This window comes from Streptomyces sp. NPDC006140, from assembly GCF_040628815.1.
Classification (GTDB): Bacteria; Actinomycetota; Actinomycetes; order Streptomycetales; family Streptomycetaceae; genus Streptomyces.
The window spans coordinates 13,942-27,176 of the sequence record NZ_JBEXTS010000020.1; the positions used below are offsets into that span (position 1 = coordinate 13,942).

A 13,235-nucleotide genomic window follows, 5' to 3' on the forward strand; every position below is an offset into this window, starting at 1 on the left:
CGAGCCCTCCACGCCCGTCGGCGACGTGCGGGCCGGGGGCGTGAACATCCCCTACGGCGGAGCCGAGTACTCGGGTGACGCGTGGACGTGGGTGCGGTCCGGGGACCGGGTGACGCTGATGCTGGCGGACGGGCTGGGACACGGCCCGGAGGCGGCCCATGCCTCGTCCGTCGCTGTCGCGGAGCTGCACCGCTGGGCCCGCCTCTCCCCCGCCGAGTCGCTGCGGCGGCTCCACGACGCGCTCAAGGGCACCCGCGGCGCGGCCGTCGCCGTGGCCCAGCTCGACCTGCGGGCCGGGCGGCTGCGGTTCGCCGGCATCGGGAACGTGGGAGCCCGGCTGCGCGCGGACGGCACCTGGCGTCCGCTGCTGTCGCGGCCCGGCATCGTCGGCGTCCACCGGCCCGCCACCCTCCGCGAGGAGGAGGCCGACTGGGCGCCCGACCGGCTGCTGATCCTGCACACCGACGGTCTGCCCAGCCGCTGGACGCCGCCGTCCGACGCCGGTCTGCCGGCGGCCGATCCGGCCGTGACGGCCGCCGTGACGATACGTGACGCGAGCAGTCCCGCCCGCCCGGTGCGGGACGACACCGCCGTGGCCGTGCTGACTCCGACCCCGCCGGACCGCCCATGATGCGCACTTGGCAGATCACCACCGTCACCGACGCGGCACGCGCCCGTATCGCCCTCGCGCGCCTGGCCGCGGCCTACGGTGTGCCCACCCTGGAACGGACCAGGCTGGCCACCGCCCTCAGCGCCCATCTGCGGCAGTGCCTCACCAAGGGCGGCACCTGGGTGCTCACCCTGAACCTCGCGGGGTCTCCCGCCGAGGAGGGCCTGCTGCACGCCGTGGTGACCCCCTCGCCGGAGGCGTGCGCCGCCGGGGAACCGCCCTGGGAGGTCACGGTCCCCTGCCCGGAGGCGGCCCAGGCCGCGGAGGGCGGCGCCGTCGCCGACGACCCGGCCGCCCTCGCGGAGGCGCTGCTCGGCGCCGACGAGGACACGGCCGTGGTGCTGGACAAGCTCACCGAGCAGGAGGACCTGGTCGCCTTCCACCGCGAGGAGCTGCACCAGACCAACCAGGGCGTCCTGGCGCTGCACGCCGAGCTGGACGCGGCGGGCCGGGCCCAGCGCGAGGCCTTCGCCGCCGAGCGCAGCGCCCGCAACGAGGCGGAGAGCGCCCGCCGCAGGCTGACGTTCCTCGCGGACGCGAGCGCCGTGCTGACGGCCTCCCTCAACCACGAGGAGATCGTGCGCCGGCTGCCGGACCTGCTGGTGCCGGAGTACGCGAGCAGCGTCGACGTCTGGCTGTTCGACCAGGAGGACGACAAGCACCGCTCGGCGCCGCATCCGGCCGCCGCCGTGGTCGCGGCCCGCACGGGGCGGCCCCAGTACGCCGCCGACCATCCCGGCAACCTGCCCGGGGTCGACGACCAGCCGCCGTCCGCGCTGGATCCCGCGCGGCCGCTGCTGTGCGTGCCGCTGCCGACGCGGCGGGCGCCGCTGGGCGTGCTGACGCTGTCGCCGCCCGGTGCGCGCTGGGACCCGGACGACGCGGTGATGCTGATCGAGCTGACCCGCCGGGCCAGCATCGCGATCGACAACGCCCGGCGCTTCGAGCACAACCGGGACATCGCCGAGACGCTGCAGCGCGCCCTGCTCACGGACCTGCCGGCCACGCCCGGCCTCAGCCTGGCCGCGCGGTACCTGCCCGCCACGCACGGGCTGAACATCGGCGGCGACTGGTACGACGCGTTCCCGCAGCGGGACGGCGGGCTCATCACCGTCGTCGGCGACGTGACCGGGCACGGTCTGCACGCGGCCGTCATGATGAGCCAGTTGCGCACCGCGCTGCGGGCGTACGCCGTCGACGGCGACAGCCCCGGCCGGCTGCTGACCCGGCTGCACCGGTTCCTGCACCATCTGCAGCCGGATCTGTACGCCACCGCCGTCATCGCCCGGTTCCACCCGGACGAGCCCACGCTGACCTGGGCCGCCGCGGGTCATCCGCCGCCGGTGCTGCGCCAGGCCGACGGCAGCGTACGCGTGCTGGACGCCAAGCCCGGCGCCATGCTCGGCATCCCGCTCACGCAGGAGATCGACGACCACACGGTGCCCGTGGCGCCCGGCTCGACGCTCGCGCTGTACACGGACGGCCTGGTGGAGCGGCGTGCGCAGGGCATAGACCCGGGCATCGGGCGGCTGGCCACGGCGCTCGGCGGGTTCCGTTCCGGGGAGCTGGACGCGGATCTGGGGGGCTCGGCGGACCGGATCCTCCATCCGCTGCTGAGCGACTCCGAGCGCGACGACGACGTGTGCCTGCTGCTGTGTCACCTCCGGGGGGACGCCGCGTCCTGACGGCGAGCCCGGTGTGCACGCGTTCTTCACTCCCGCCTGGTGCTTTTCGGCCACGGTGCGGGCATGGTGGTGATCGACGCGTTCGTCTGCATGCCGCGTCCGACTGGCGTACCGGTCGGGCACGGGGTGGGATCGAAGGGGTGCGAACCGGCGATCCAGGGGCAGTCGAAAGGCGTTCGAGGCAGACCGCCTGGAGCCGCAGAAAGGGATGAACACCGTGACACGACCCAGGATCCTGGTGGTTGGCGCAGGCTTCGCCGGCGTGGAGTGCGTCCGCCGTCTGGAACGGAAACTCTCCCCGGACGAGGCCGACGTCACGCTGGTGACGCCGTTCGCCTACCAGCTCTACCTGCCGCTGCTCCCCCAGGTCGCCTCCGGGGTGCTGACGCCGCAGTCGATCGCCGTCTCCCTGCGCCGCAGCAAGAAGTACCGCACGCGGATCATTCCGGGCGGCGCCATCGGCGTCGATCTGAAGGCGAAGGTGTGCGTCATCCGCACCATCACCGACCGGATCGTCAACGAGCCGTACGACTACATCGTGCTGGCCCCCGGCAGCATCACCCGGACCTTCGACATCCCGGGGCTGACGGAGCACGCGTTCGGGATGAAGACGCTCGCCGAGGCGGCGTACATCCGTGACCACGTCATCTCCCAGCTGGACCTGGCCGACGCGAGCCAGGACCCCGAGGAGCGGGCCTCGCGGCTGCAGTTCGTGGTGGTCGGCGGCGGCTACGCGGGCACCGAGACCGCGGCGTGCCTGCAGCGCCTGACGCACGCCGCCGTCAAGCGCTACCCGCGGCTGGACCCCGGGCTGATCAAGTGGCATCTGATCGACATCGCGCCGAAGCTGATGCCGGAGCTGGGCGACAAGCTCGGCAGCAGCGCGCAGGAGATCCTGCGCCGGCGGGGCATCGAGATCTCCCTGGGCACCTCCATCGCGAAGGCGGGCCCGGAGGAGGTCACCTTCACCGACGGGCGGGTGATCCCGACCCGCACGCTCATCTGGACCGCCGGGGTCGTCGCCAGTCCCCTCATCGCCACGCTCGGCGCGGAGACGGTGAAGGGACGGCTGGCGGTCGCCCCCGAGATGAACCTGCCCGGCAACGACGGGGTGTTCGCGCTCGGCGACTCGGCCGCCGTGCCCGATCTGGCCAAGGGCGACGACAGCGCCATGTGCCCGCCCACCGCGCAGCACGCCCTGCGGCAGGGCCGGCACGTCGCCGACAACGTCATCGCGACGCTGCGGGGCCAGGCGATGAAGCCGTACGTCCACAAGGACCTCGGGCTCGTCGTCGACCTGGGCGGCACCGACGCCGTGTCCAAACCGCTGGGCATCGAACTGCGCGGCCTGCCCGCCCAGGCCGTGGCCCGCGGGTACCACTGGTCGGCGCTGCGCACCAACGTGGCCAAGACGCGGGTGATGACGAACTGGCTGCTCAACGCGGTCGCCGGCGACGACTTCGTCCGCACGGGGTTCCAGGCCCGCAAGGCGGCCCGGCTGAAGGACTTCGAGTACACCGACGCCTATCTGACGCCGGAGCAGGTTCGGGAGCAGGTCGAGGGGACCGGCCGGCCGGAGTAGCGCCCGGCCCGGACGGGAGCTTCCGCTCGTGGCATGACATGCTGAGGTGCGGATCTTGGTGTGAGGACGAGTCGGGAGAGAGTGCGGCGGCGTGAGGGCAGCGGGACGCTCGGTGCGGACACGACTGCGGGACCGGATCGCGGCCTCCGACCCCGGCCTGCTGCGCCTGACGGCCGGGCTGCGGACGGTCGGCGCCATCGCCCTCACCCTGGCCGTGCTCTCCCTGCTCCGGGCCGACGTGCACCATCTGGTGGCGGGGGCGATGGCGGCGATGGTCGCCACCTTCGCCATCCGGGAGAAGCAGCTCGGCGCGCAGGCGGTGACCCTGGCGCTGGGGCTGCCGGTGGCGCTGGCGTCGGTGTCCCTGGGCGCGGTGCTGAACTCGCGTCTCGTCGTCGGTGACGTCTTCTTCGTCGTCCTGATCTTCTGCGCGGTCTACGGCCGCCGGTTCGGCGACCGCGGTACCGCGCTGGGGCTGATCGGCTTCCAGGTCTACTTCCTGTCCCTGTTCGTCGGCGCCAGCGTCTCGGCGCTGCCCGTGCTGTGCGGCGCCATCGCCCTGGCGTTCTGCTCCAGTGCCGTGATGCGGTTCGCGGTCGTGCCCGCCACTCCGGCGGGGGTGCTGCTGCGCCTGCGGCTGGCCTTCCGGGCCCGGCTGGCGCAGCTGGTGTCCGCACAGCTCGATCTGCTCGACGCCGGCGCGGACGAGATGGACAAGGCGCTCGACGCCGTGCGCGAGGGCACGGCGCGGCTGCACGAGACGGCGATGATGATCCAGGCGCGGCTGGAGGAGGGCACGCCCGACGAGTCGGTGGCGCGGCTGGTGCAGCGCCGGATCGCGGACGCCGAGGTGGCCGCCGAGCGGCTGGGTCTGCTGCTGCTGTCGGCCCGCAGCGCCGAACGGGCCGACACACTGACCCTGCACCTGCCGGGCGCGCCCGCGCCGTCGATGGGGCAGCCTGCCGTGCCGGACGAGGCCACCGCCACGCTCCGCCGTGATCTGCTGGCGCTGCGCACGCTGGTGCTGCGGGCGGGCAGCGGTGACGCGGGCACCGCGCTGGCCCATGTGCGCAACCGGCTGCTCGGCTACCGGGACGAGGAGAACCTGCCGCCCGCCCCGAGCGCCGTCCAGGACGTCTTCCGGGGCATCGGCGAGGCCGCGCGGGCGGTGCTGGGGTTGCGGATCGCGCTGGACGGCCCGCAGGACGAGTCGGACGACTCCCCCGCCACGGCCCGCTCCCGCGAGGAGCTGGACGCGGAGGACGCCGCGATCGACGGCGGCGAGGACGCGGCGCAGGAGGAGCAGGAGACGGGGCTGCGGCGGCCCACCACGCGCGCGGCCGTGCAGGTCGCCGTCGGGTCGACGCTGGCCATCGTGGGCGGCGAGCTGCTGTCCACGCAGCGCTGGTACTGGGCCGTGCTGACGTGCTGGATCGTTTTTCTGAACACCGCCTCGACGGGCGAGATCCTGGTCAAGGGCTACCGGCGGCTGCTGGGCACGGTGTTCGGCGTGGTGGCCGGCATCGTGCTGGCCGGTCTGGTCGGGCAGCACACCTGGACGGCGTTCGCGCTGGTCCTGGTGCTGATCTTCGCGATGTTCTACGTGGCGCCGCTGTCGTACACGCTGATGTCGTTCTTCGTCACCGCGATGCTGGGGCTGCTGTACACGCTGCTGCACACCTACAGCCTCGACGTGCTCGTGCTGCGGATCGAGGAGACGGCGCTCGGCGCGGCCTGCGGGGTGGTCGCCGCGGCGCTGGTGCTGCCGGTGCGGACGGACCGCCGGACGAACGAGCTGCTCGGCACCGTGCTGGACCGGCTGGCCGCCGTCACGGAGGGGGCGGTCGGCCAGCTCAGCGGCGGACCCGCGGACGAGCTGCTGGACAAGGCGCGCGACCTGGACCAGGCGCTGGCCGACCTGCGGGCCGCCACCCAGCCGCTGACCCACCCGGTCACGCCGCTGCGGGCCCGGCGCCACACCGCCCGGTACGTGGTGGCGCTGCTGGAGACGTGCGCGTACCACGCGCGGACCCTGGCGGCGACCGCCGAGCTGCTGCCCACGCATCCCTCGATCGCGGCGGACCCGCGGCTGCGCGGGGCCGCCGGGCGCACCGTGCGCAACATCGGGACGATCGCCGCCCGCGTCGCGGACGAGCACGCCGGTGCCGAGATCGAGACCGGGCCGAGCATCGCCTCGCTGCTGGGCTCCGACGCCGGCACACCGCGCTACGGGCGGATCACCGACCGCGTGCTGCGGCATCTGGAGCGGCTGGACGAGGCCGTGGTGGGCCTCGCCCGGCCGCTGGGCGTGCCCGTGGCGGCGCCTCGGCAGTGACGCCGGGGGCCCGCGCCGGTCAGAAGTCGGTGGGCAGCCCGCTCACCTCGGCGATGCCCCGCAGCTCCTCGGTCTGCCGGTGCCGTTCCTTGATGTAGTCGGCTATCTCGCCGAGGCGGACCGGGTCGGACGCGGTGGTCGCGTCGGTGACGATCCTGACCGGGCCGGTCTCGTCGACGTCGAGTTCGACCACTTCGTTGTCCAGGCGGCCGGTGACGGCGGTGGCGATGACGAGGGCCACCTCGTCGCGGACTTCCTGGGGCAGTTCGTCGCCGCCCCCGGAGTCCAGGGCGAAGTCGAGGCTGGACAGGCGTTCCTCGTCGATCGCCTCGAGGACCGGTTCCACCACGCGCATCAGGAGGCGGTAGTCCTCGGTGTCCATCCGGATGCGCAGGAGGTCCAGGTACATGTCCACGGGCCGGTCGTCGCCATGCGGAATCTCGGAATCGCTCATTCGCATCGTGTTCCCCGCGAGACGCGGCTCAGACGCGTCGCCAGCGGGCCATGGCGAAGGAGAACACGCCGAACAGCACGAGCCCGGCCGCGACGCAGACCAGCAGCCAGGGGCCGAGCGGGGTGTCGGCGAAGCTGCGCAGGGTGTCGTCCAGGCCCTTGGCCCGGTCGGGTGCGTAGTCGACGGCGGCGCGGACCGCGAAGACGCCGGCCATGGCGAACACGAGTCCGCGGGCGGCGCCGCCGGCCACGCCGGTGACGTCCACCAGCTGCCGGGTGCGGTGGCTCATCTGGCCCAGCCGGAGCTTGTCGTGGTACTTGCGCAGCACCGCCCGTACGCCGATCCAGCCGCCCGCGGCGATGATCGCGATCCCGGCCGCGCCGACCAGCCACTGGCCGGCGGGGATCTCCAGGACCCTGGCGGTGGCGTCCCGGGACTGCCGGTCGCTGGAGCCGCCGCCGCTCTGGTCGCGGCTCATCGCGAAGGACAGCACGGAGTAGGCGACGAAGACGTAGAAGGCGAAGCGGACCGTCGCCAGCAGCCGCTTGCGGGCGCTGCGGCCGTCCTGCCCGACGGAGCCGAAGAGCGCCTCGGACAGCCGCCACAGGGCCATGCCGACCAGCCCGATGCCCAGCGCCCACAGCAGCACCGCGCCGAACGGCTTCTGCGACAGTTCCGCCAGGGCTCCCCCGCGGTCGGCCTGCTCGCCGGTGTCGCCGAAGGCGATCTGCAGGGCCAGGGCACCGACCAGAAGATAGATCACGCCCCGGGCGGCGAGTCCCGCCCGGGCCGCCCCCTCGGTCACCGAACCCCGCGCCGCTCGCCGGGCCCGGAACCGACCTTGTGCCAACGCACTCGTGTCCATGTCGACCTCCCGGCCCTCCGGATGCCCCGGCTCGGCCGTCACACACCCGGACCGGCCTCCGGACCAGGGGGTTCCGGTCAGTGCCGGGCCCGCCCCTCTCCCGCCGCGTCCGTCGCGGGGCTCAGGATCGCCGCAGTCGTGCGCCCCGGCCGGAGCGGCCCAGGGCGTGCAGGTACTCCAGGGCGTCCAGGACCACCGTGCGGTCGTGCCAGGCGAGCCAGCGGCCCGCTTCGGCGCCCATGGTGCCGAGGGTCTTGGTCTGGGCCGCCGTCAGGCCGCGGAGGGGGCGGTCCAGGTGGGCCGAGACCATGCCGACGCACAGCCCGGACGCGGTCGTCAGCGGGACGCTGTGACAGGCCCTGCTGCCGGCCGCGAGGATGGCCCGCCGGGCGGGCTCGGTGAACACCGGGTCGCTCTCCACCTCCCGCACGGTGACCTGGGCGAGGTCCCGGGCGGCCTTCGCGCAGGCCGTGCCGTCGTCGCCGACGTGGGCGAAGAAGTCGATGAAGTCGGGCGTGAGCCCGGTGTGCTCCTCGATGCGCAGGCCGCCGCGGGCCCGGTCGGGGAGCTGGACGTTGCCCATGTCGGTGCCGGTCACCTCCAGGGTGCGGTTCAGCACGGCCTTCAGCACGGCACCGCGGCTGCCGGAGCAGGAGCGGTGGGCCGTGGTGAAGGTCAGCTCCGGTTCCGGCTGCCGCACGCGGCGCGGGAACCACAGCGGCTCCCCGCCGTCGGGGCGCGGTGCGGTGACCAGGACGCCCGCCAGCGTCCGCAGCTTGACGTTGTACCGCTGGGACGCCCGCTGCATCAGCGCGAAGGCGCTCTCCCCGTCGGGCAGCTCGTACCGCTCCTGGAGCATGCCCTGCGCCTGTGAGATCAGCGGGTACACGCGGGCCCTGGCCCGCAGGTCGCGCACCTGGGCGCGCAGGCGCTCCAGCTCGCCGTCGTCGTCGGTCGTCCGCCCCGCTGTCGACATGTGGCTCCTGGTTCTGCTCGGCGACAGACGGGCCCGGGCCGACGGCTTGCCGCCGTCGGCCCGGGCCCTGGTTCGCCTCTCGCCTTCCCCGTCGCGTCAGGCACACACTCCGGTCAGGCGTTCTCCGTGACCGGGACGTGCTGTCCGGCGGCCAGGGCAGCGGTCTCGGCGGCCGGTGCGGGTGCGGCCGCGAGCCACTGGCGAGCTGCCTCCAGGGCGCGCCGGACGTCCCGGGTGCCGGTGGACACGCACAGCGTGTACGCCAGGTCGCGTGCCCGCGGGTTCTGCTCGACCGGTCCGCGCGCGGCCTCGGCGGCCGTCAGCGCCTCGTACTCGTCGACCAGACGGCGCAGCACGGCTGGATGGGGCCTCAGCATGTCGTTCGCTCCTCGTGGGGTGGGGGGGTCAGGCCGTGGTGGAGGTGCCGCCGGTGCCCCGGTTGCCCGTCCGCTGCCCCAGGACCTCGTCGCGCACGCGGGCGCAGCTGCGGCTGATGAGGCGGGAGACGTGCATCTGGGAGATGCCGAGGCGGTCGGCGATGCGGCTCTGGGTCATGTCCTCGAAGAACCGCATGTAGAGGATGGCCCGCTCGCGTTCCGGCAGGCGGCGCAGGCCCTCCTTGGCGGACTCGCGGTCGACGACGGTGTCGAAGGACGAGTCGGCCGCGCCGAGGGTGTCCGCGAGGCTGTAGCCGTCGTCGTCGGCCGAGAGCTCGGCGTCCAGCGACAGGGTGCTGAAGCTGTCCAGGGCCTCGAGCCCGGCGCTGACCTCTTCCTCGGTGAGGCCGGTGTGGGTGGCGATGTCCGCCACGGAGGGCTCGGGGCTGCCCGGGTTCTGGGTGAGTTCACGGCGGGCCACCCGCACCTTGTTGCGCAGTTCCTGCACCCGGCGGGGGACTCGCAGGGCCCACATGCGGTCCCGGAAGTGCCGCTTGACCTCGCCGGTGATGGTGGGCACGGCGTAGCTCTCGAAGGCACCCCGGCTCGGGTCGAACCGGTCGATGGCCTTGACGAGTCCCAGGGCGGCCACCTGACGGAGGTCCTCGATCGACTCTCCGCGGTCGCGGAAGCGGCCGGCGATGCGGTGGGCCATGGGGAGCCACAGCGTGACGAGCTCGTCGCGGACGGCTTCCCGCTCGGGACCCTCCTCCAGCTCCGCCATACGGGCGAAGAGGGCCGCGGTGTCGGGGGCGTCGTCGTGGCGCCGCCGCGGGGCGGTGGTCGGCGTTTCGGGCGTGCCGGGACGGTTGGTGGGCGTTTCGATGAGCATGCGGATACGCTCCTGAACGGTCGTTTCAGGGACTTACCGCGGGAGGGTCACGCCCGGATCGCCTCGACGGCCTCCGGGGCAGTCATACCGCTCCCGCTGGCGCGCCTCCGGTCCGAAGCACGAAACTGCGTCTGCCCTGCCACCGGTGGAACAAACTCCGCTTTGCTTCGCAATCTGCCGGGGACCTTGTCACGGCTGCTCAGGACAGGGGTACGACGGCGGTGATGCACTTGCCGCCGGCGGGCAGGTCCGACACGCGGACGTCGCGGGAGAGCCGGCAGACGATGGGCCAGCCGTGGCCGCCGTGCCGCATTCGTCCGTGCGGATCTGTTCGGGGCGGGGTCACGGGCAGTTCGTCGCTGCGGTCGCTCACCGAGACGCGCACGCCGGGGCCGTCGATGTCGACCTGGAAGTCGGTGACGCCGCCGCCGTGCAGGATCGCGTTGGTGGTCAGCTCCGAGGCCACGAGCAGCGCGTCGGACAGGGCGTCCGCGTCGCACGGGGTGTGGGTGGCGCGGCACCGTTCGGCCACGGCGCGCTCCACCGCCCGGCGCGCCTCGGCGGGTTTGCGCGGCCGGGCCCGGTTCGCGCCGGGCGGCTCGAATACGGATTCGATCATGTGCTCCTCGCACATCCTGCAGCTCCCTCGGTGAAGACGGAAGCCGGATCCGGAGCGCGTTCCGCGGCCGCCCGCACGGGCACACCTGGGCCCGCGGACCCGCTGCTTCCTCAACCTGCCGCGGCGTTCGGGGCGCGCACCGCGCGAGCGCCGCGGGTCTCTCTCTTCGGCTCACCTCTCCCCGCACCTGCAAACCTCCGGCGGGCGCCGAAGCCGCGAAAACACCTCGAACGGCCGTGAGTCGGGTGCCATCTCCGCGCGCCGTCGGGGTACGCGGAGCGCATGACCGATGTGGTGGATTCCGATGAATTGCTGCGGCGCATCCAGCGCGCGAGGGACTGCGCGGTGCGGGAGGAGCGTGCGTGGCGGAGCAGGAGCGAGGAGCTGGGGGCGACCGACCCGCAGGGCGCCCGGGACGCGACGGTGCGGCGGATGTCCTACGAGGCGGTGCTGACCGTGCTGGACGAGATCGTGACCCCGGGCAAACACACGGCGGAGGGTTGACCGGCCAGGGGCCGGGTCCGGTGCGCGGCCCGGGCTGATTGCCGGGGCCGGTGCCGGGAACCCGGGTGCGCATGACAGTCGACCACACCGAAGCACCGGTTCTGGAAGCCCTGGAGGCGTACCGCCGCAAGGGGCATCTGTCGTTCACGCCGCCGGGGCACAAGCAGGCCCGCGGCGCCGACCCGGAGGTCCGCGAGGTCCTCGGTGACGCGGTGTTCCTGGGGGACGTGCTCGCCTCGGGCGGTCTGGACGACCGGCTCACCCGGGGCCGGGTGCTGCGGCGGGCGCAGGAGCTGATGGCCGACGCGGTGCACGCGGAGCACACGTTCTTCAGCACGTGCGGGAGTTCCCTGTCGGTGAAGGCGGCGATGCTGTCGGTGGCGGGGCCGCACGAGAAGCTGCTGATCGGGCGTGACGCCCACAAGTCGGTGGTGGCGGGGCTGATCATCTCCGGTATCGAGCCGGTCTGGGTCGAGCCCCGCTGGGACGCCGAGCGGCATCTGGCCCATCCGCCGTCCGCCGAGGACTTCGACCGGGCCTTCGAGGCCCATCCGGACGCGCGGGGTGCCCTGATCACGAGCCCCACGCCGTACGGCGGCTGCGCGGATCTGCGGGCGGTCGCCGAGGTGTGCCACCGGCGCTCGCGGCCGCTGATCGTGGACGAGGCCTGGGGCGCGCATCTGCCGTTCCATCCCGATCTGCCGTCCTGGGCGATGGACGCGGGCGCGGACATCTGTGTGACCAGCATCCACAAGATGGGCAGCGGTCTGGAGCAGGGTTCCGTCTTCCACCTCCAGGGCGACCTGGTCCCGCCTGCGCTGCTGGGGATGCGGGCGGACCTGCTGGGCACCACCAGTCCGTCGTCGCTGATCTTCGCGGGCCTGGACGGCTGGCGGCGGCAGATGGCGCTGCACGGCAAGGAACTGATGGGCGGGGCGCTGGACCTCGCGGCCGAGGTGCGGGCCGCCATCGAGGGGATCGACGGGCTGCACGTCAACGGCCGGGACGACTTCTGCGGCCCGGGCCTGGCCGACGACTTCGACCCGCTGCCGGGCGTCATCGACCTCACGGGGCTGGGCATCACGGGCTTCCAGGCGGCGGACTGGCTGCGCGAGCACCGGCACATCGACGCGCATCTGGTGGACCACCGCCGTATCGGCGCGCAGATCACCCATGGCGACGACCGGGAGACGACCGGGGAGCTGCTGGAGGCGCTGCGGGACCTCGCGAGCGTCGCGCGGGACCTGCCCCGGGCGCCGCGGGTGGAGGTGCCGTCACCCGCGGGGCTGCGGATGGAGCAGGCGGTGCTGCCCCGCGACGCGTTCTTCGGCCCGGCCGAGGACGTGCCGGTGGCGCGGGCGGCGGGACGGGTCGCGGCGGAGATGATCACGCCGTATCCCCCGGGCATCCCGGCGGTCCTTCCCGGCGAGCGCCTCACGGAGCCGGTGCTGGCGTATCTGCGCACGGGGCTGGAGGCGGGCATGCACCTCCCCGACCCGACGGACCCGGAGTTGGAGACGGTCCGGGTGGTCGCGGAGCAGACGCGGTGACACCCGAGTGAAACGGGTCACGCAACCGGTTTCCGCCGTGCACACGCCGCGCCGGATGGTTTACCGTTCATTCATACGTGGTGACGGAGTCGACCCCCGTCCTCCGCGCACCACCGCTTACGGCCCTGGCTGGTTTCCCCCGTCCAGCCAGGGCTTTCTCATGCCCCGGGAAAGTCGGGTACGCCGAGGTGCCCGGGGGCCCGCCAGCCGCTGAAATGGGCGTAGGGAAAGCACCGGTAGTCGACCGCCCGGCGAAAGGCTCCGCGTCATGACCAAAGCGATCAAACTCCTGGCCGCCCTGCCTCCGCCCCAGCGCGAGCGCCTGATGGCACTCAGCCGGGAGGTGTCCTTCGCCGAGGACGCCCGGATCTTCGAGGCGGGCGGCACGGCCGACCGCTTCTGGGTCCTCCGCTCCGGCGCCGTCTCCCTGGACCAGCAGGTCAACTCGCTGCAACGGGTCACCGTGGCCAACCTGGGCGCCGGCGACCTGCTCGGCTGGTCCTGGCTGTTCCCGCCCTACACCTGGGACTTCGGGGCGGTGGCGTTCAGCCCGGTGCGGGCGTACGAGTTCGACGCGGGGGCCGTGCTGAAGCTGTGCGAGGAGGATCCGCAGCTGGGTCTGACGCTGGTGCGGAACGTCGCCGAGGTGCTCGCGCACCGGCTGGAGATGACCCGGGGCAAGCTGATGGAGCAGTACACGCTGCACCGGCGCGGGGCGCTGTGAGG

The 13,235-nt window shown here is 73.5% G+C and carries 12 protein-coding genes and 1 pseudogene; 7 read left to right on the top strand and 6 right to left on the bottom strand.

Features of this window, described 5'->3' with window-relative positions:
- Nucleotides 1–25 precede the first annotated feature (25 nt).
- The 4 genes and pseudogenes from ABZ386_RS36140 to ABZ386_RS36155 form a co-directional block, all read left to right on the top strand.
- A pseudogene (locus tag ABZ386_RS36140) lies at nt 26–631 on the top strand (SpoIIE family protein phosphatase); the annotation flags it as partial.
- Nucleotides 628–2,355: a SpoIIE family protein phosphatase gene (locus tag ABZ386_RS36145; RefSeq protein WP_351348374.1), complete on the top strand. Its 1,728-nt coding sequence runs from the start codon at nt 628–630 to the stop codon at nt 2,353–2,355. The pseudogene ABZ386_RS36140 and the gene ABZ386_RS36145, both read left to right, overlap by 4 nt.
- A 208-nt stretch (nt 2,356–2,563) precedes the next feature.
- The gene (locus ABZ386_RS36150) at nt 2,564–3,937 is read left to right on the top strand and encodes an NAD(P)/FAD-dependent oxidoreductase (protein ID WP_351348376.1); all 1,374 of its coding nucleotides are present in this window, start codon (nt 2,564–2,566) and stop codon (nt 3,935–3,937) included.
- A 91-nt stretch (nt 3,938–4,028) separates the two neighbouring features.
- On the top strand, nt 4,029–6,272 hold the full coding sequence (locus ABZ386_RS36155; protein WP_351348378.1) for an FUSC family protein: 2,244 nt from the start codon (nt 4,029–4,031) through the stop codon (nt 6,270–6,272).
- A 19-nt stretch (nt 6,273–6,291) separates the two neighbouring features.
- Here ABZ386_RS36155 and ABZ386_RS36160 read toward each other — a convergent pair whose 3' ends face one another.
- The 6 genes from ABZ386_RS36160 to ABZ386_RS36185 all read right to left on the bottom strand — a co-directional run bounded on the left by ABZ386_RS36160 (nt 6,292) and on the right by ABZ386_RS36185 (nt 10,470).
- Complete coding sequence (locus ABZ386_RS36160) at nt 6,292–6,726, bottom strand: hypothetical protein (protein ID WP_114250052.1); 435 nt, start codon at nt 6,724–6,726, stop codon at nt 6,292–6,294.
- A gap of 28 nt (nt 6,727–6,754) precedes the next feature.
- Nucleotides 6,755–7,591 carry a DUF1206 domain-containing protein gene (locus tag ABZ386_RS36165; protein ID WP_114257227.1) on the bottom strand — a complete coding sequence of 279 codons (837 nt, stop codon included), beginning with the start codon at nt 7,589–7,591 and terminating at the stop codon, nt 6,755–6,757.
- Between the two features lie 121 nt (nt 7,592–7,712).
- Nucleotides 7,713–8,567 carry an ANTAR domain-containing protein gene (locus ABZ386_RS36170; protein ID WP_358967821.1) on the bottom strand — a complete coding sequence of 285 codons (855 nt, stop codon included), beginning with the start codon at nt 8,565–8,567 and terminating at the stop codon, nt 7,713–7,715.
- 113 nt (nt 8,568–8,680) lie between these two features.
- Nucleotides 8,681–8,944, bottom strand: coding sequence for a DUF5133 domain-containing protein (locus ABZ386_RS36175; RefSeq protein ID WP_351348383.1), 264 nt, complete (start codon nt 8,942–8,944; stop codon nt 8,681–8,683).
- Between the two features lie 28 nt (nt 8,945–8,972).
- Complete coding sequence (locus ABZ386_RS36180) at nt 8,973–9,836, bottom strand: RNA polymerase sigma factor SigF (protein WP_351348385.1); 864 nt, start codon at nt 9,834–9,836, stop codon at nt 8,973–8,975.
- Between the two features lie 199 nt (nt 9,837–10,035).
- On the bottom strand, nt 10,036–10,470 hold the full coding sequence (locus ABZ386_RS36185) for an ATP-binding protein (RefSeq protein WP_351348387.1): 435 nt from the start codon (nt 10,468–10,470) through the stop codon (nt 10,036–10,038).
- A 267-nt stretch (nt 10,471–10,737) separates the two neighbouring features.
- Between ABZ386_RS36185 and ABZ386_RS36190 the strand changes: the two genes are divergently transcribed.
- The 3 genes from ABZ386_RS36190 to ABZ386_RS36200 all read left to right on the top strand — a co-directional run bounded on the left by ABZ386_RS36190 (nt 10,738) and on the right by ABZ386_RS36200 (nt 13,233).
- The gene (locus tag ABZ386_RS36190) at nt 10,738–10,959 is read left to right on the top strand and encodes a hypothetical protein (protein ID WP_114250057.1); all 222 of its coding nucleotides are present in this window, start codon (nt 10,738–10,740) and stop codon (nt 10,957–10,959) included.
- A 71-nt stretch (nt 10,960–11,030) separates the two neighbouring features.
- Entirely contained in the window at nt 11,031–12,509 is a 1,479-nt protein-coding gene (locus ABZ386_RS36195; RefSeq protein WP_358967824.1) for an ornithine decarboxylase, read from the top strand.
- A gap of 268 nt (nt 12,510–12,777) precedes the next feature.
- On the top strand, nt 12,778–13,233 hold the full coding sequence (locus tag ABZ386_RS36200; protein WP_358967827.1) for a cyclic nucleotide-binding domain-containing protein: 456 nt from the start codon (nt 12,778–12,780) through the stop codon (nt 13,231–13,233).
- Nucleotides 13,234–13,235: the final 2 nt, after the last annotated feature.

Coding starts and splice junctions, on each gene's coding strand:
- ABZ386_RS36145 (WP_351348374.1), top strand. CDS start 628: ATGATGCGCACTTGGCAGATCACCACCGTCACCGACGCGGCACGCGCC.
- ABZ386_RS36150 (WP_351348376.1), top strand. CDS start 2,564: ATGAACACCGTGACACGACCCAGGATCCTGGTGGTTGGCGCAGGCTTC.
- ABZ386_RS36160 (WP_114250052.1), bottom strand. CDS start 6,726: ATGAGCGATTCCGAGATTCCGCATGGCGACGACCGGCCCGTGGACATG.
- ABZ386_RS36165 (WP_114257227.1), bottom strand. CDS start 7,591: ATGGACACGAGTGCGTTGGCACAAGGTCGGTTCCGGGCCCGGCGAGCG.
- ABZ386_RS36170 (WP_358967821.1), bottom strand. CDS start 8,567: ATGTCGACAGCGGGGCGGACGACCGACGACGACGGCGAGCTGGAGCGC.
- ABZ386_RS36175 (WP_351348383.1), bottom strand. CDS start 8,944: ATGCTGAGGCCCCATCCAGCCGTGCTGCGCCGTCTGGTCGACGAGTAC.
- ABZ386_RS36180 (WP_351348385.1), bottom strand. CDS start 9,836: ATGCTCATCGAAACGCCCACCAACCGTCCCGGCACGCCCGAAACGCCG.
- ABZ386_RS36185 (WP_351348387.1), bottom strand. CDS start 10,470: ATGTGCGAGGAGCACATGATCGAATCCGTATTCGAGCCGCCCGGCGCG.
- ABZ386_RS36190 (WP_114250057.1), top strand. CDS start 10,738: ATGACCGATGTGGTGGATTCCGATGAATTGCTGCGGCGCATCCAGCGC.
- ABZ386_RS36195 (WP_358967824.1), top strand. CDS start 11,031: ATGACAGTCGACCACACCGAAGCACCGGTTCTGGAAGCCCTGGAGGCG.
- ABZ386_RS36200 (WP_358967827.1), top strand. CDS start 12,778: ATGACCAAAGCGATCAAACTCCTGGCCGCCCTGCCTCCGCCCCAGCGC.